Origin of the sequence: Methylococcus geothermalis (assembly GCF_012769535.1) — a bacterium.
Taxonomy (GTDB): domain Bacteria; phylum Pseudomonadota; class Gammaproteobacteria; order Methylococcales; family Methylococcaceae; genus Methylococcus; species Methylococcus geothermalis.
In genome coordinates this window covers 3,261,313-3,277,804 of record NZ_CP046565.1, presented here as the reverse complement: position 1 = coordinate 3,277,804, position 16,492 = coordinate 3,261,313, and the positions used below count along the sequence as shown (strand labels likewise).

Annotated in this window: 14 protein-coding genes and 1 pseudogene; 5 read left to right on the top strand and 10 right to left on the bottom strand. The window is 65.8% G+C overall.

What is annotated here, in order from left to right; all coding sequences use genetic code 11:
- Together GNH96_RS15355 and GNH96_RS15350 are read left to right on the top strand one after the other, a co-directional pair.
- On the top strand, positions 1–1,515 hold the full coding sequence (locus GNH96_RS15355; RefSeq protein WP_169604438.1) for a protein adenylyltransferase SelO: 1,515 nt from the start codon (positions 1–3) through the stop codon (positions 1,513–1,515).
- Positions 1,516–1,683: 168 nt separating this feature from the next.
- Complete coding sequence (locus tag GNH96_RS15350; RefSeq protein ID WP_169604437.1) at positions 1,684–1,998, top strand: Rieske (2Fe-2S) protein; 315 nt, start codon at positions 1,684–1,686, stop codon at positions 1,996–1,998.
- Positions 1,999–2,033: 35 nt separating this feature from the next.
- Here GNH96_RS15350 and GNH96_RS16195 read toward each other — a convergent pair.
- From GNH96_RS16195 to GNH96_RS15300, 10 genes and pseudogenes are all read right to left on the bottom strand, one after another.
- A pseudogene (locus tag GNH96_RS16195) lies at positions 2,034–2,201 on the bottom strand (GDCCVxC domain-containing (seleno)protein); the annotation flags it as partial.
- 12 nt (positions 2,202–2,213) lie between these two features.
- A complete protein-coding gene (locus GNH96_RS15340; RefSeq protein WP_169604436.1) occupies positions 2,214–3,782 on the bottom strand; it encodes an alginate export family protein in 1,569 nt (522 codons plus the stop codon).
- A 370-nt stretch (positions 3,783–4,152) separates the two neighbouring features.
- Positions 4,153–4,344 carry a hypothetical protein gene (locus tag GNH96_RS15835; protein WP_188114783.1) on the bottom strand — a complete coding sequence of 64 codons (192 nt, stop codon included), beginning with the start codon at positions 4,342–4,344 and terminating at the stop codon, positions 4,153–4,155.
- Between the two features lie 202 nt (positions 4,345–4,546).
- A complete protein-coding gene (locus GNH96_RS15330; RefSeq protein WP_169604435.1) occupies positions 4,547–5,122 on the bottom strand; it encodes an ANTAR domain-containing response regulator in 576 nt (191 codons plus the stop codon).
- The gene (locus GNH96_RS15325) at positions 5,119–6,423 is read right to left on the bottom strand and encodes a CmpA/NrtA family ABC transporter substrate-binding protein (RefSeq protein WP_169604434.1); all 1,305 of its coding nucleotides are present in this window, start codon (positions 6,421–6,423) and stop codon (positions 5,119–5,121) included. Before GNH96_RS15325 ends, GNH96_RS15330 begins: the two co-directional genes overlap by 4 nt.
- A gap of 39 nt (positions 6,424–6,462) precedes the next feature.
- Positions 6,463–9,111: a nitrate reductase gene (locus GNH96_RS15320; RefSeq protein ID WP_169604433.1), complete on the bottom strand. Its 2,649-nt coding sequence runs from the start codon at positions 9,109–9,111 to the stop codon at positions 6,463–6,465.
- Between the two features lies 1 nt (position 9,112).
- Complete coding sequence (nirD, locus tag GNH96_RS15315) at positions 9,113–9,442, bottom strand: nitrite reductase small subunit NirD (RefSeq protein WP_169604432.1); 330 nt, start codon at positions 9,440–9,442, stop codon at positions 9,113–9,115.
- 10 nt (positions 9,443–9,452) lie between these two features.
- The gene (gene nirB / locus GNH96_RS15310; RefSeq protein ID WP_169604431.1) at positions 9,453–11,915 is read right to left on the bottom strand and encodes a nitrite reductase large subunit NirB; all 2,463 of its coding nucleotides are present in this window, start codon (positions 11,913–11,915) and stop codon (positions 9,453–9,455) included.
- Positions 11,912–13,699, bottom strand: a complete 1,788-nt coding sequence (locus GNH96_RS15305) for a bifunctional protein-serine/threonine kinase/phosphatase (RefSeq protein WP_169604430.1) — start codon at positions 13,697–13,699, stop codon at positions 11,912–11,914. Before GNH96_RS15305 ends, nirB begins: the two co-directional genes overlap by 4 nt.
- Positions 13,700–13,724: 25 nt before the next feature.
- Positions 13,725–14,999 carry a nitrate/nitrite transporter gene (locus tag GNH96_RS15300; protein WP_169604429.1) on the bottom strand — a complete coding sequence of 425 codons (1,275 nt, stop codon included), beginning with the start codon at positions 14,997–14,999 and terminating at the stop codon, positions 13,725–13,727.
- A gap of 498 nt (positions 15,000–15,497) precedes the next feature.
- Between GNH96_RS15300 and GNH96_RS15295 the strand changes: the two genes are divergently transcribed.
- The 3 genes from GNH96_RS15295 to GNH96_RS15285 are packed head-to-tail and all read left to right on the top strand — an operon-like array spanning position 15,498 to position 16,478.
- Positions 15,498–15,740 (top strand): type II toxin-antitoxin system VapC family toxin, encoded by a 243-nt coding sequence (locus GNH96_RS15295; protein ID WP_169604428.1) that lies wholly within the window; start codon positions 15,498–15,500, stop codon positions 15,738–15,740.
- A 36-nt stretch (positions 15,741–15,776) separates the two neighbouring features.
- On the top strand, positions 15,777–16,265 hold the full coding sequence (locus tag GNH96_RS15290; RefSeq protein ID WP_169604427.1) for a hypothetical protein: 489 nt from the start codon (positions 15,777–15,779) through the stop codon (positions 16,263–16,265).
- 54 nt (positions 16,266–16,319) lie between these two features.
- Positions 16,320–16,478, top strand: a complete 159-nt coding sequence (locus GNH96_RS15285; RefSeq protein ID WP_169604426.1) for a hypothetical protein — start codon at positions 16,320–16,322, stop codon at positions 16,476–16,478.
- Positions 16,479–16,492 lie beyond the last annotated feature (14 nt).

Sequence of the window (16,492 nt, the reverse complement as noted above, 5' to 3'; positions counted from 1 at the left end):
ATGTCCGCCATGATGCAGCCGCCGCAATCTCGTCCGTTGGAGCCCGCCGACCTGCCGCTCGCGCCCGCCTATGCGCGGCTCGGGGCGCCTTTCCACCAGCCGGTGGCGGCCACGCCCCTGCCCGAGCCGAGAATGGTTCATTTCAATGCCGCTTTGGCCAGCGAACTGGGTGTCGATTCGGAATGCGGTCTCGAATTCGTCGAGATTCTGGCCGGCAGTCAGCCTTGGCCGGGATATGCGTCTTCGGCTTCCGTCTACGCCGGCCATCAGTTCGGTCACTGGGTGCCGCAACTGGGCGACGGTCGCGCACTGCTGATCGCCGAGGTGCGGACGCCGGCCGGGCAGCGCATCGAGCTGCAACTCAAAGGCGCGGGGCCGACGCCGTATTCGCGGGGGCTGGACGGCCGCGCCGTATTGCGTTCGTCGATCCGCGAATACCTGGGGTCGGAGGCCATGCACGCGCTCGGGGTGCCGACCACCCGCTGCCTCAGCTTGGTCGCATCGTCCCAGCCGGTCGTGCGTGAAACCGTGGAGAATGCCGCCGTGGTGTGCCGGACTGCGGCCAGCTTCGTGCGTTTCGGGCAGTTCGAATATTTTGCCGGCCAAGGCCGGACAGGGCCGATGGCGCGGCTGGCGGACCACGTGATCTCCGAGCATTTTCCGCATCTGCAGGGCCGGCCGGACCGCTACGCCGCCTGGCTGGGGGAAGTGGTCGAGCGCACGGCGCGGCTGATCGCGCAATGGCAGTTGCTGGGCTTTTGCCACGGGGTGATGAACACCGACAATTTTTCCGTGCTCGGGTTGACCCTGGATTACGGCCCATTCGGCTTCATGGATCGGTTCCGCCAATACCACGTCTGCAACCATTCCGATTACGAAGGGCGCTACGCCTACAGCGCCCAGCCCGAGATCGGCCGCTGGAACTGCGAACGCTTGCTGCAGGCCGTATCGCCGCTGCTGGCGGATGGCCCGGAACAGGCCGCCGAGATCGGAAAGGATATCCTCCAGCGCTACGCGCCGGCTTATCACCAGTCGGTGATGCGCGGCTGGGCGGATAAGCTCGGGCTCAGGGAGCTACGCGAAGCCGACGGCAAACTGGTCAACGAATTCTTGGGGTTGCTGCAGAGAAGCCGGGGCGATTTCACCCGCGGCTTCCGGTTGCTCGCCCGCATCCGCACCAGCAGCGATGCGCCCGCCAAAGGCGTGCGGGAGGAGTTCGCCGACATCCAGTCCTTCGATGCCTGGGCCGCCGATTACCGTGCCCGGCTACGGAGCGAGCAGAACACGGACGACGAGGCGCGGGCCAGGCGCATGAACCGGATCAATCCGAAATACGTGCTGCGCAACCACTTGGCGCAGATCGCGATAGACAAGGCTCAACTGGGCGACTACTCGGAGGTCGCTACCCTGGCAGAGCTGCTGCGCCGGCCCTACGACGAGCAGCCGGAAAAGGAAAGCTATGCCACCGAGCCGCCGGATTACATGCGCAACATCGAGGTGAGCTGTTCCTCATGAGAGGGCGCCCCGAGCGCATCGAAACGCTGCTGGATCTGCTGCGCGTCGCTCCAACCTCGGCGGACTCCCCTCCGGGGCCTGGCTCATCGAAGCGCCGGCTCGCGCCGTGGCCGTCGCCCTGCGAAGCGAAGCCCGGAAATTGACCCAGGCAAATGAGAGACAAACGCAATGGCATTCGAAGACGTCTGCAAACAAAGCCTGCTCGGCGAGGGCGAACTGGTGCCCTTGACCGTGGGCAAGAAGGAAATCGTCATTCTGTGGCCCGACGGCGGGGAACCGAAGGCTTACGATGCCCGCTGCCCCCACGAGGGAGTGTCGCTGGGGCGCGGGGACTTCAACGGCCGGATTCTTGACTGCATCGCCCACGGCTGGGTTTTCGACGGCCGTAGCGGCCAGAGCCTGCAGCCTGCCGGCTGGTGCATGAAGGAATATCCCATGCGGATCGAGAACGGCATGGTGCAGGTGGATGTGTCGGGAGGGTGAGCAGCAACCGCCCCCTCCTGGTCCTGCATCGGCGGGCATTTGACCGAACCGTAGGAACAGAATACGCAGCAATCCTCCGGTTCCGGGCGGAGCACTGTCGCGCGGCCGGCGCATGCGTAGACGTCCAGGCAGGCATCGGTCGGCATGGTTTCGAGTTTGGCAAAGCCGCACCGCGGGCAGGTCAGGAGGGATTCGAGAGTCATGGGTGCTGACGCTTAGAACGATACGATGGCCTCCAGGAAACCGTAATTGCCCTGTTTGCCGTCGTACTGGTTGTTGATGATGCTCTGGCCGAAAGCATGGCCGTAAAACAGGTTGAAGGCCAGATGGTCGATCGGCTTCATGTTGATCATCACGTGGGTGAGATAGGCCAGGTTGCTGGCACCGCCCGTCGGCGTGCCCACATAGCCGAAAACGGTGTCGTTGGTCGCGCCCGAGCCTGAATACACGAAGTCTTGGGCAGCGTTGACCCGCAAGGCGTGGAAATCCAGCCTCAGGCTGAGCTTGGGGTCGGGCGTCAGGATGCCCTGCACGAAGACGTCCTGGTTGTTCATCATGTTGTAGAACGGGAACTGGGCGTACAGCCAGGCCGTGGGCAGCATCTGGAAGAAGGTGCCGTGGGTATTGTCGTTCGGGTTGTCGTCGCCCGAGCCGCTGTTGATGCCAGCCCGCAGCCAGGGGGCGGCCCAGACCTCCCTGAACTGGTAGCCGGCCTCGACCCCGAAGGCCCACGCCGCCTGATTCTGGTTCTGCCAGTTGCCGACCTGGCCGAAGGCGTAGACCGTCCCGTCCGCCACGCCGGGGCCGATGTCCTCGACATGTGCCAAGTGCCCGCCGATGGTGTGGATCGCCGAGCCTTGGCCCACCGCTTTTTTGCGCGCCGCGAGGGGGCGGTTGTCGACGAACAGGATGTCCCGGTCGTCCGAGTAGTAGTACCAGGACAGGCGCCCGATGGTATGGCCGACGTTTTCCGAATCCCGGAGGCTGAGGCTCGCGCCCGCCACGTTGACCTTGCCGATCGTCGGCATGCCGTTGGATTCGAAGCCGCCGAAGGTGGGCATGAAGCCGAAGCCGACCGCCTCCAGGTCGTCCGTCAGGTAGCCGACGCTGCCACCGTCGAAGCTGCGGCCGGCGTGGGTGTACTCGAACGGGCCGATAAGACGCTGGGCGATGCGGTAGTCCTGGATCCAGCGCAGGTTTTTGTGGCGGGCGAGGCCCTGCTGGCCGTCGGAAAACAGTTGGCGGCCGCCGTTGAGATACAGGCCGTTGACGCCGAACATGTCCTTCAGCCGCAGCCAGCCCTGCCGCAGGAAGGCACCGTTCTGGGTGCTCAACGGCGTGCTGGCATAGTAGGCGGCGCCTATGCCGACGCCATTGGTCGGCAGTCCGCCAATGTAAGTGTCCTGGAACTGGGCGAAGGCCTCGAAGGGCTCTCCGCTCACCCGCAGGCCCAACTGGAACTTGTTGCCCACGAAGCTGTAGTTGTAGTCCTTGGGCACCGGCTTTCCCTTGACCAGGGGATTGCCGAACCAGTCGGCGAATTCGCCACGGGCGCGGTCGAACACTTCCAGTTTGATCCTGGTGTCCGCCGGCCCGGCCCATTCTGTGGGCAAGGCGCTCGAGGGCTTGGTCTGTTTGTCCGCCTCCGCTCCCCAAGCGGCCTCGGACAAAGCCAGCAAGGTACTGAAAAGGACCGTGCCGGCGGTCTTCGACCGGCGGGCGATGGCGCCGGAAGATAGGGGCGCTGCCTTGGTCTGGTCCTGGTTCGCATTCATCTGAGCCATTTTCGTGTCCCCCCGGACTGGTTGCTTTACGTTCGCGCAAAAAATAAGGCGTCCGCGCTTTCCGGAACATTCCGAAAACCACGAGACGCCTTTGTCTCAAAGGTCCGCGCCGCCGTTGGCGCGGGATACCGCTTTATCCAGTCATTACCAAAGCACTATCGATGCCAATGGAGTCGACGAGATGCAAGTATCTGTTTCTTAAGGACCGAGAGTGGCGGGACGGCATCGCGGTGCGTGATCGGAGCACGATATCGGGGCGTCGCGCCGCCATTTGTGGCGATCACCGTCCCCAGAACAGGGAATGGTCTCTTGTTGCTGGCGGTTCCGCGCAGGTGGAAGCGGAAGCGGAAGCTCAGAGGGGATATCCCCGCTAGGGGGTTGGCAGATGGGTGAGAAACCATTCCATCAGCCGGATCAATCCCACCACGGCACCGACGGAACCGACTACCCACAGCGTCTGGCGATGGATGGCCTGCGTCAGACGCACTTCCACCTCCTTGATCTCCTTCTGCAGCCGCAATTCGGTTTCACGCACCTGTCCCTGGGTCGCCACGTCCTTCAACGGGGGATAGCGGTCCTCCAGATGCTCGAAGGCTTCCGCGATCAGTTTCGCGCGTGTCTTATCCTCGATCCTCGCCCGCCTCGGTCAGTTGTTCGTAAAGTCTTAGCGCTACGCTCATGGTCGTGCCCGGGAATTCGGAAACCGCAGTTTAGCATGGGGCGGTTCCGGGGCCGACCGCCGGGCACGCGAGCGGCCGTAGGTGTCAGAGAAAATCTTCCAGCGCCAGCAAAGTGCGGGCGACGTCGGCGATACGCTGGTTCCTCGCCATCGCGGTCTTGCGCAGCGACTGGTAGGCCTCGTCTTCGCTGAGCCCGCGATGCTTCATCAGCAGGCCCTTGGCTTTCTCCACCAGCTTGCGGTCGGCGAGCTGGGCGCGGGTGTCTTCGAGTTCCCGCCGGAGCACCTGGAACTCGCTGAAGCGGGCCATGGCGACCTCGACGATGGGGAGTATCCGTTCCCGGCTCAGTCCGTCGACGACGTAGGCGCTGACGCCCGCTTGTACCGCCTGGCGGATGTATTCGCTGTCGCGGTTGTTGGAAAACAGCACGATAGGCTTGGGGTTGTCCCGGCTGACCTCGCGCATCTGTTCCAGGGTGTCGCGGCCGGGGGCTTCCATGTCGATGATCACCATGTCCGGTTTGTGTTCGCCGACCGCGAGCGCAAGGTTCTGCTCGTTTCGCAAGCGTGCCACGACGCGGTAGCCTGCTTCGGCCAGCGCCTGCTGCAGGACGGCGCTGCGGTCGTCGTCCTCGTCGACCAGCATGATGCGAAAGCTCACGGCGAGTTCCCCGCTCGTGCGAGATCGTCGAGCTTCACCCGCCTGTGGTGGAGTTCGAAGCCGGCGAGATAGGCGATGGGATCGGCCGGGTCGAAGGCGGTTCCATCGAAGAACAGGTCCGGCCCCATGACCAAGGGCGAGGCGCCGGTATCCAGCGTCCATGGCCGGGCATGGACGCCCTCGCCCTTGTGATCGCCGGACGGGCAGGGCATCCCGAGGGCAGCCGAGGCTTCCCGCCACAGGTCGGGACGGTACACCTGTTCCGCGACCGCATGCAGGTCGACGGGTTCGGCGATCTGCCCCCAGCGCAGCATCTGGGTCAGGAACCACAGGGCGTGGGAGCGCCAGGGGAAGGTCGCGGCATAGCGGTGGAATACGTTGAAGTCGGGCAGGGACACGGCCGCTTCGTCCGCCGCATATTGAAACGAACCCGTCATGGACATCTGGAGGATGTCCGCCGGAACGCCGACATAGTCGGGACTCGCGAGGAGGGCGGCGGCTTCCATGCGGTTCCCGGGCTGGTCGAGCCATTGCGCGGCCTCCAGCAAGGCCATCAGGAGGGCCCGCAGGGTATTGGGATGGCGTTCGGCCCAGTCCAGGTTGACGCCCAAAACCTTCTCGGGACTGTTGTTCCAGATTTCATAATCGGTGATCAGGACCCGCCCGATCCCGTGCGCCACCGCATAGGCATTCCAGGGTTCGCCGGCGCAGTAGCCGGAAATTTCCCCAGCCGCCAGGCAACGGGGCATCTGCGGCGGCGGAATGACCGTCATGCCGATGTGGCGGTCCGGGTCCACGCCGGCGGCCGCCAGCCAGTAGCGCAGCAGGTAGTTGTGCGAGGAGAAGGGGAATACCGTGGCGAACCGCACGGCTTCGCCGCCGGCGTCCAGTTCCAGCAACCGCCGAAGGCTGCGGGCCGAGACCGGCCGCTGTGACGGTTCTGCGGCGGCCACGGCCGTAAGCCGCCGGTACAGGGCGTTGGATACCGTCACGGCATTGCCGTTGAGATCGAGCGACATCGGCGCGATGGTAGCCTTGCGCACGCCGCCCAGGCCGAGAGTGGTGGCGATCGGCATCGGCGCCAGCATGTGGGCGCCGTCCAGCATGCCGGCCGCGACCTTGTCGCGGATGGCTGCCCAGGACGGCTGGCGCGACAGCGCGACGTCCAGACCGTGCCGGCGGAAGTGGCCCTTTTCCAGGGCGATGACGAAAGGGGCGCAGTCCGTGAGCGGAATGAAGCCCAGTGTCAGCCGGGGTTTCTCGATGAGGTTGCCGGCGGCCGTTTCTTGAGAGTGGTCCATACGATTCGATCGAAGCGATAGCCGCGGATATCCTGCCCGTCAGCGCCGTGTTTCCGCAAGGAGGGTGCGGATTTCCGGCACGCAGGAGCCGCAGTTGGTGCCGGCTTTCAGGCGGGTTCCGACCTGTTCCGCCGTCGTCATGCCTTCTGCATCGATGGCGCGACGGAGCGTTTTTTCGCCGACGGCGAAACAGGCGCAGACGATCCTGCCCTGATCATCTTCGGCGGAAAGCGGCCGTCCCGCCAACAGGCTGGCGCGCGCCGCATCGGACAATGCATCCTGGGCGAACAGGCCCGCGAGCCAGTCGCGTGGCGGCAGTTCGTGGCTGGGGCTCACGAACAAGGCGAACTCGATCCGCTCCCCTGCGATCCACGCGCAACGGTAGCGGCCGGCACGCGGGTCGGCGAATTCCAGCCAGCCATCCAGGGAGTCACCGTCAAGGCCAGCCTTTTGCCGTGCCCATTGGCGCCAGTCCTCGCGGGGCGATTCGCCGGCCAGCTCGTAGCGCCAGCAGCCCCCACCCGGAACCAAGACTCGGTAGGCCGCATCGGGAAATGCGAGCCGCCGCCGAGCGATGGCGAATCCATACCATGTTGGCCTATAGGGCGCAACCCGCACCGGCGTGTGTTTGAATTCGGGTTCGCCGGATACCGGGTCGACCGCCGGATTGACCAGGGCGTTCGCCAAGCCCTGCCGACTGTTGCCCTCGCTCCAGTGCATGGGGACGAACACCGTGCCCGGCCGCTGGCCGGCGCTGAACCGGACCCGGGCCAGGGCGCTGCCATAGCGGCTGTCGAGCCGGGCCAGGGCACCATCGGCGAGTGCCAGGCGTTCGCCGTCGGCGGGGTGGATCTCGGCGAAGGGCTCGGGAATGTGCGCGGTGAGGCGCGGGGTCTTGCCGGTCCGGGTCATGGTGTGCCATTGGTCGCGAATGCGGCCGGTGTTGAGGATCAGCGGATAGTCGGCGTCGGGTGCGTTGACCGGGAGGCGGGGACGGACGGCGACGAATTTCAGCTTGCCGCTCCCGCCGTCGAAGGCGAGCCGTGGCGTGCCTTGCGGATGCCCGGCGTTGACCGGCCACTGGGTCGGCGTCAAATCATCGTATGCGGTTTGAAGCCCGGACAGGTCGAAGCGGCGTTTTTCGGCGCCGGCGATTCCGGAGAGCGCAACGTGTTCGGCGAAGATTTCCGCCGGGCTCCGGTAGCCGAACGCGGCGCCGAAGCCCATGCGGCGGGCTACTTCGGCGATGATCCACCAGTCCGGCCGGGCCTCGCCGGGCGCACCGAGAAAGGCGCGCTGGCGCGAGATGCGCCGTTCCGAATTGGTCACGGTGCCGTCCTTCTCGCCCCAGGCCAGCGCGGGAAGCTGGACATGGGCGAAGCGGGCCAGATCGGTGTCGCGCTCGCAGTCGGACACCACGACGAAGGGGCAAGCGCTCAAGGCGCTGCGCACGGCGTTGGCGTCGGGGAGGCTTACCGCGGGGTTGGTCGCCATGATCCAGACCGCGCGTATCTTGCCTTCGCCGATGGCCCGGAACAGGTCGACGGCCAGGTGGCCGGGCCGGTCGGCGATGCGGGGGGAGCGCCAGAATGCCTGGACTTGCCGGCGATGGCGGGGGTCGTCGAGGTCGAGATGGGCGGCGAGCTGATTGGCCAGTCCGCCGACCTCGCGGCCGCCCATGGCGTTGGGCTGGCCGGTCAGCGAGAACGGGCCGGCTCCGGGCTTGCCGATGCGACCGGTGGCGAGATGCGCGTTGAGGATGGCGTTGACCTTGTCGGTGCCGCTGGTCGACTGGTTGACGCCCTGCGACCACAGGGTCACCGTCCGTTCGGTCGCGGCGAACAGCCGGTAGAACTGGGCCACGTCGCTTTCCGCAAGCCCGCAGCCGGCGGCCACGGCCGGAAGGGTGGGCGCGGTTTCCCTCGCCGTGCCCAACGCTGCGGCGTAGCCTTCGGTATGCCGTTCGATGAAGTCGAAGTCGAGGCGGTCGTTGTGCCGCAGATAGTGCAGCAATCCGTTGAACAGCAGCACGTCGCTGCCCGGCCGGATCGCTAGGTGCAGGTCGGCGGACTCGGCGGTCGCCGTCCGGCGCGGGTCGATGCAGACGATGCGGCGTTTGGGGTCGGCGCGGCGCGCCGCCAGGAGGCGCTGGAACAGCACGGGGTGGCACCAGGCCGTGTTCGAGCCGACCAGCACCACGAGATCGGCCCGTTCGAGGTCCTCGTAGCAGCCCGGCACCAGGTCCTCGCCGAAGGCGCGCTTGTGGCCCGCGACGGTGGAGGACATGCACAGCCGGGAGTTGGTGTCGATGTTGGCCGAGCCGATGAAGCCCTTCATCAGCTTGTTGGCCACGTAATAGTCTTCGGTCAGCAACTGGCCGGACACGTAGAAGGCGACCGAATCGGGGCCGTGCCGCTCGATGGTCTCGCGGAAGCGGCCGGCGACCGTGTCCAGGGCTTCGTCCCAGCTCGCCCGGATTCCGCCGATTTCGGGATGCAGCAGGCGGCTGTCGAGCGAGAGGGTTTCCCCCAGAGCGGAGCCTTTCGAGCACAGCCGGCCGAAGTTGGCCGGATGGTCCGGATCGCCCTGGATCGCCACGCCCGCATCCGTGACCGTGGCCAGCACGCCGCAACCCACGCCGCAGTAGGGACAGGTGGTACGGACGGTCCGCTGCACGATGGGACTCATGTCAGCGTCCTGTCGGTCCGCCCGCCAGGGCGATGGCGACCATGCCATCCTCCAGGCGCACGTCGAAACGGCGGACGCAGCCTTCGTCGGGTGCGACCGCCTGGCCCGAATCCAGCTCGATCACCCAGTTGTGCAATGGGCAGGCGACGCGCGCGCCGTGAACGATGCCCTCGGACAGCGGTCCGCCCTTGTGCGGACAGCGGTCGAGCAGGGCAAAAACCCGGTCGTCGACGGTGCGGAAGACGGCGACCTTGCCTTGCGGCGACGCGACGACGCGGGCGCCCTGGCGCGGAATGTCTTCCAGGCGGGCGATGGGGGTCCAGTGGCTCATGGCGTTTTCCTCAGGCGATGCAGGCATGCGCTTTCCGCTCCGCGGGCGTCAACGGTTCGAACTCGTGTTTTTCCGCCCCTTGCGCGCGTTCGGCCCAGGGATCGATCTGCGCCTTGCGCTGCGACTCCAGGAAGCGCGCGCAGAGCGCCCTGCGGCCAGCGGCATCGTCGACGATGCGGCTTTGCAGGTACGGCAGTCCGACCCGTTCGATCCAGTGCGCGGTGCGTTCCAGGTAGCGGGCCTCCTCGCGGTAGAGCTGCATGTAGGCCGCGGCGTATTCCATGACTTCCTCATCCGTCTGCACCTTGCAAAGAAAGTCGGTCGCGCGCACCTTCACGCCGCCGTTGCCACCGACGTGCAGTTCCCAGCCGGAATCCACGGCCACCACCCCGAAATCCTTGATCGTGGCTTCGGCGCAATTGCGCGGGCAGCCGGACACCGCCATCTTGACCTTGGCCGGCGTCCACGAGCCCCAGGTCATCTTCTCCAGCTCGATGCCCAGGGTGGTCGAATCCTGCGTGCCGAAGCGGCACCATTCCTTGCCGACACAGGTCTTCACCGTCCGCAGCGACTTGCCGTAGGCATGGCCGGACATGAGGCCGTGCTTGCCCAGCTCCGCCCAGATGGCCGGCAGCTGCGCCTTGGGCACGCCCAGGAGGTCGATGCGCTGGCCGCCGGTGATCTTGACGCAGGGGACCTGGAACTTTTCCGCCACGTCGGCGATCGCCCGCAGTTCGCGCGGATTGGTCACGCCGCCCCAGATGCGGGGAACCACGGAATAGGTGCCGTCCTTCTGGATGTTGGCATGAACCCGCTCGTTGATGAAGCGGGATTGCGGGTCGTCCCGGTACTCGTTCGGCCATTGGCACAGCAGGTAGTAATTGAGCGCCGGGCGGCAGGCATGGCAGCCGTCCGGCGTTCGCCAGCCCAGCGAACCCATGAGTTCCGGAATGGTTTTCAAGCCCTGGATGCGGACGGCTTCCCGCACCTCTTCGTGGGTGAGGTCCGTGCATTTGCACAGAGGCTTTTTGGCCGGACTGACCGAGTAATCGCTGCCCAGGGTGCTCTGCAGTATCTGTTCGACCAGGCCGGTGCAGGAACCGCAGGAGGCCGAGGCCTTGGTGTGGGCGCGCACTTCGTCCAGCGTGAAGAGCTTCTTCTGGACGATGGCATCGACGATGGTTTTCTTGCAGACGCCGTTGCAGCCGCAGACCTCGGCGTCTTCCGGCAGCCGGGCGGCGTGGCTTTCGGCACCGTGGCCGGAATCGCCCATGTGGGCCTGGCCGAACAGGATGTTCTCGCGGAAGGCGGAGATGTCGGTGCCGTCCCGCATCATCTGGAAATACCAGGCGCCGTCCACGGTGTCGCCGTACAGCACCGCGCCGGCGACCTTGTTGTCGCGGACCACCAGTTTCTTGTAGACGCCGCGCGAGGGGTCCTGGAACAGCAGTTCCTCGCAGCCGGCGCCGCCCTGGTATTCCCCGGCGGAGAAGAGGTCGATGCCGGTGACCTTGAGCTTGGTCGAGGTGACCGATCCTTCGTAGCGGGCGATGCCGAATTCCGCCAGGTGGTTGGCGCAGACTTTAGCCTGCTCGAACAGCGGTGCGACCAGGCCGAACAGCTCGCCGCGGTGCTGCACGCATTCGCCGACCGCGTAGACCTGGGGATCGAAGGTCTGCATCGTGTCGCTGACCAGGATGCCGCGCTCGCAATGGATGCCGGATGCCTTGGCCAGCTCGATGTTGGGGCGGATGCCCACCGCCATGACCACCAGGTCGGCGGGTACTTCCGAGCCGTCCTTGAAGCGGACCGCGCGGACCCGGCCTTCGCCCAGCAGCGCCTCGGTCTGGGCTTCCAGCTTGAAGTCCAGGCCGCTGTCTTCCAGGGCCCGTTGCAGCAGGGCCGCGGCCGGTTTGTCGAGCTGCCGTTCCATCAGGGTGTCGAGCAGGTGCACCACGGTGACGTCCATGCCGCGCTTCTTGAGGCCGTTGGCGGCTTCGAGCCCCAGCAGGCCGCCGCCGATGACGACGGCGTGACGGTGCTTTTCCGAGGCTTCCAGCATCAGCTCGACGTCGCGGATATCGCGGAAGCCGACCACGCCTTCCAGGTCCTTGCCCGGCACCGGCAGGATGAAGGGCGCCGAGCCGGTCGCCAGCAGCAGCCGGTCGTAGCCAGCTTCAGTCCCGTCTTCGGTGCGGACGCAGCGGCGGACGCGGTCGATGGCGACGACTTTTTTGCCCTTGTGCAAGGTGATGCCGTGTTCGGCGTACCACGCCTCGTCGTTGAGGATGATGTCTTCCAGTTTCTTCTCGCCGGCGAGGACCGGCGAGAGCAGGATGCGGTTGTAGTTGGGATGGGGTTCGGCGCCGAACACGGTGATGTCGTACTTGCCGGGCGCCAGCTTCAGCAGCTCCTCCAGCGTGCGGACGCCGGCCATGCCGTTGCCGATGAGGACGAGTTTGGGTTTGCTCATCGCGAGTCTCCGTTATCGTGAATCAAGGGGTTGTTGCGGGATGCCGCTTCCGAAGGCGGGCAGGAGGGCGCCGGCAGGCGTAGGCCGGCCACGGCCAGGAGGCCCAGCAGCAGCGCCGCGACGGCCTTCCAGAACAGCAGGGGATTGCGCTCGTACAGCGGCGGGGGCCGGCGCGGCGTGCGCCTGCCCCCGCCTTTTTCCAGTCCGGCCTCCAGTTCGTAAGCCAGTTCCACGGCATCGGCCGGGCGCTGTGCCGGATCGGCCGCGATGGCGCGGGCCAGCACCGCGTCCAGCCAAGCCGGGAGGTCCGGGCGGTGGGCGGTCAGCGGTTTCGGGCTGCCGAAGCGCGGCGTGCAGAACGGCTCGATCTCGCCATAGGGGTAGGCGCCGCCGGCGAACATCCGGTACAGGGTCACGCCGAGCGCGAACACGTCGGTGGCGATGCTGCCGCGTTCGCCCTGGAACATTTCCGGCGCCATGTAGCTGGGGGTGCCGGGGATGGGATCGGCCCGATCCTCGTCCCAGGCCGGCAGCCGGGCGATGCCGAGGTCCAGCAGCTTGAGGCCGCCTTCCGGGTCCAGCAGGACGTTGTCCGGCTTGATGTCGCGGTGGACGATCTGCTGGCGGTGCAGCGCATGCACCGCCTTGCACAGCTTCAAGGCGAGATCGATGCCGGCTTCCAGGGCGATGAGCGGCCGGCGCGCCAGCTCGTGCTCCAGGGAGGCGCCGGGATAGAAAGGCATGACCGAATAGAGCCGGCTCTGGCGTCCGGGAGCCTGTTCGAGGATCTCGCCGACCCAGGGGCTTTTCACCCGCGCGCCGATCCAGGCCTCGCGCACGAAGGCATCGTAGTATTCCCGTTCGCTGGCGACGCGAGGATGCGGAAACTTCACCACCACCGGCTTGTCCTGCCCCAGAGTGTCGGCCGCGAGGAACAGCGCGCTGTAGCGCCCCGAGGACAGCAGGCGTTCCAGCCTGAAACCGTCCACCTCGTCGCCCACCTCCGGCAGATCCAGCAGCGGCAGGGCTTCGATGGCGAGGCGCAGCGACTGCTTCTCCGCGGGCGGGAGGGCGATGACGTCCACCACCAAGGCGGTGATATTGTCCTGGCTGCCCTGCTCGAATGCCCGGAGCGCCAGCGCCTCGGCCGTGGTTTCGGGGGTGGCCCGTTCCTGCAGGATCTCCCTGATCTGTTCCTGTTCGAGGCTGCCGTGCAGGCCGTCGCTGCAGAGCAGAAAACGGTCGTGCGGTTCCAGCGGATACACGCTGTAATCGATCCGGAGGCCGGGATCGAGTCCGACCGCGCGGTACAGGACATGATCCAGCCCCGGCCCACTCAGGGTGTGATCCGAGGTCAGCAGCTCCGGTTCGTCGCCGCGCAGGCGGTAAATCCGGGAATCGCCCACATGCACCAGATAGACGCGGCGGCCCCGGAAGATCAATCCGCTGAAGGTGGTGCCCATGTGCGCCAGCTCGGGATCGCGTCGGCCCATGGCGTGCACCCAGCGGTTGACCGAGCCCAGGCAACGGTCCAGCAGCTGTTCCATGCCTAAGGTTTCGGACAGGCCGTAGTAGGCTTCCATGAAGCTGCGCACCGACACTTCCGCCGCGACCCGGCCGCCACGGGCGCCGCCGATGCCATCGGCCACGGCCGCCACGAAGCCGCGCGCGGCGGCATCCCGCGGCGGCGGCTCGGCGACGCCGGCGAAGTCCTGGTTGTCTTCGCGCCGCCCCTGCAGGGAGACGAAGGCGGCGCGGAGGACGGGTTGGCCGGGAACGGTCATGGCGCTATCGGGAGGCGGATCGCGGTCAGACCTGTGCTCCGGAAACCGCGCCCCAGGTCGTGCGCCAGCGTTTCCTCACCATCACCAGCCCGCCTAGGCCGAGCAGCGGGAGGACGGCGAACACGCTGAACCCGAGCGCGAAGCCGTGCTGTATTTCCCACGACAGCCCCAGGGTCTTCGCCAGGAAGAAGCCGCCCACGCCGCCGGCGCAACCCACCAGGCCGGTGACCACCCCGATTTCCTTGCGGAAGCGCAGCGGCACCAGCTGGAACACCGAACCGTTGCCCATGCCCAGCGCCAGGGTGCCGGCGAAGAAGATGGCGACCGCACCCCAGCCTTCCGCCGGCAGTTCCCACAGGCCCCAGCCGGCCACCTTGGCGTTGCCCAGCCCTTGCGGCACCGGGCCTTCCGGCATGAACGAGATCGCCAGATAGGACAGGGACACCACCACGAACAGGACCTGGAGGGCGCGGATGCCGCCGATGCGGTCGGCCAGGTAGCCGCCGACCGGGCGGAACATCGAGCCGGCGAACACCACGATGGCGACCATCATGCCGGCCGCGATGCCGGAGACGTGATACCAGTTGGTGAAGTACAGCGGCAGGGCATTGCCGAGACCGACGAAGCCTCCGAAGGTGATGGAATAGAAGAACATGAACCACCAGGCGTCCGGGTCTTTCATCACTGCGGCATAGTTCGCCAGGGTGACCGGCGTGCGCTTGTCCGGGGCATCCTTCACCAGCACCGCGTAGACGATCAGGACGATCACCAATGGGATGAGCAGGAAGCCAAACACCGCCTGCCAGCCGAACTTCTCGGCCAGCCAGGGCACGATCATGGAATCCAGTACCACGCCCATGTTGCCGGCGCCGGCGATGCCCATCACCACGCCCTGGAACTTGGGCGGATACCAGCGGCTGGCCTGCGGCAAGGCCACGGCGAAGCTGGCGCCGGCCACGCCCAGCAGCAGCCCCAGGATTTCGACCTCCAGCTTGGAGTGCAGGCCGAACACGAACACATAGGCGAGGCCCAGGATCACCAGCAGCTGGGCCAGGATGCCGGTCAGCTTGGGGCCGATATGGTCGGCCATGGAACCCAGGATGATGCGGAACACCGCGCCGGAGAGGATGGGTATGGCGACGATGGTGAACTTCTCCTCGAGCGGCAGCGCCAGGTCCTTGGTGATATAGAGGGAAAGCGGTCCGAGCATCACCCAGACCATGAAGGACACGTCGAAATAGAGAAAGGCGGAAAGCAGGGTCGGCCAATGTCCGGCCTGCTTGAATTCTTTTAAGTTCATGACTGTTGCTCCGGGTTTGGGGTCTTGCCTTGCCACGTCGGGGTTGGTCTTGAAGCAAAAAAAAGCGTCTTAGGCTTCGCGGAAGCTAGTCCACAAAGCCCAAGACGCCTTTGTCCTGGTGCCGCGCCGCCGTTGGCGCAGGTTTCAGAAGGATTCAAGCATTACCTATGCCAAGGGTGTCTAGCATGCATAGGCTATTGATTTCAAATTGGCGGTGAGTCGAAGGAGGCGCGGAGCAGAAGCGCTTCTGACGGGAGGAAGTGCAATTGTGGAACACGGCGCATCGAAATGAGGCAGAAGATACGGTTCGCTGGCATGAAGTGGTAGTCCGTTGTCCCTTCATGCCGGGCTATTCGGCCCGGCCCCTTGCGCCGCGTCCCGCGAGGTCATACGAAACCAAGCGGCCCGCAAGCCGGTTTGCCCCCTCCGCGGAGCCGCAACCCCGTCGTTTACGCCGAGTTGTCGATCGCGTTCCATCGCATCGAGGAACTGGAAGCCATGCTGGCCGAAGCCAGTTTGATCGTCGAGTCGATCCCGCGGGAAGCCCTGTTCCTGGCGGGAAAGGCCTTTCTCCAATATCGCCGGCAAAAAGGCACCAAGCAGGGCGTCCTGCCGGACTTCTTTATCGGGGCACACGCGGCTATTCTCGGAATCCCTTTGTTGAGGCGTGACGCCGAATGTTTTTACGAGGACGGTCGCTGCCCCCAACAAGCCGTTTGTATCCCGGGAGGCGGTCATTGAAGTAAGATCGGCCTTTCCGGCTCGTCAGGGGGGCAAATGAAAAGCATTGCGGGTTTGTTGGCGCTCGGCCTGGTCCCGGCTGTTTCACACGCAGCGGCCAGCCACTGTACCGCCGAGGAGAAAACGGTGTTCTCTTGCAGTGTGGGCGAGAAGATCGTGTCGGTCTGCGCGTCGAAGGAGCTGTCGCCGACGGCGGGTTCCATCCAGTATCGGTTCGGCCCGGAAGGCCATCCGGAAATCAAGTTGCCCGATCCGGCCGCCCATCCGGCGAATTCCGTCAAGGGCGAAACCCTGATGTATTCCGGTGGCGGCGGCGCCTTTCTGCGCTTCAGCAAGGGCGAGTACAACTACGTGGTCTATACCGGCAGCGGCAAGGGCTGGAAAAAGGACGGCGTCGTCGTCGACAAGGGCGGCAAGCTCATCGCGAATTTCCGCTGCAAGGGCGCTCCGGTTTCCGAACTCGGTCCGGACTTCTTTCAAGGGTCCGGCACGCCGGAGGATGAGCGGGAGTTTGACATTCCCTGAGGACTCGCCGTTTAGGCAGCGCCTTGGGTTTGCCCATCGGGCGGGAGAGAAGGCATGAACGGTCGATCTCGGAGATCTTTCTTTCAGCGGCTGGAGCGACGGCTGGTCGGGCTGGTCATGGCCATCATGGCTTACGGGCTCGAGAAATCCATCCTGCGTTCGATCCGCAGCGGCGGTGCCAAGAGCCCGTCCTGCGACGCATCAGAACTTTGAACCGGCCGGTTTGG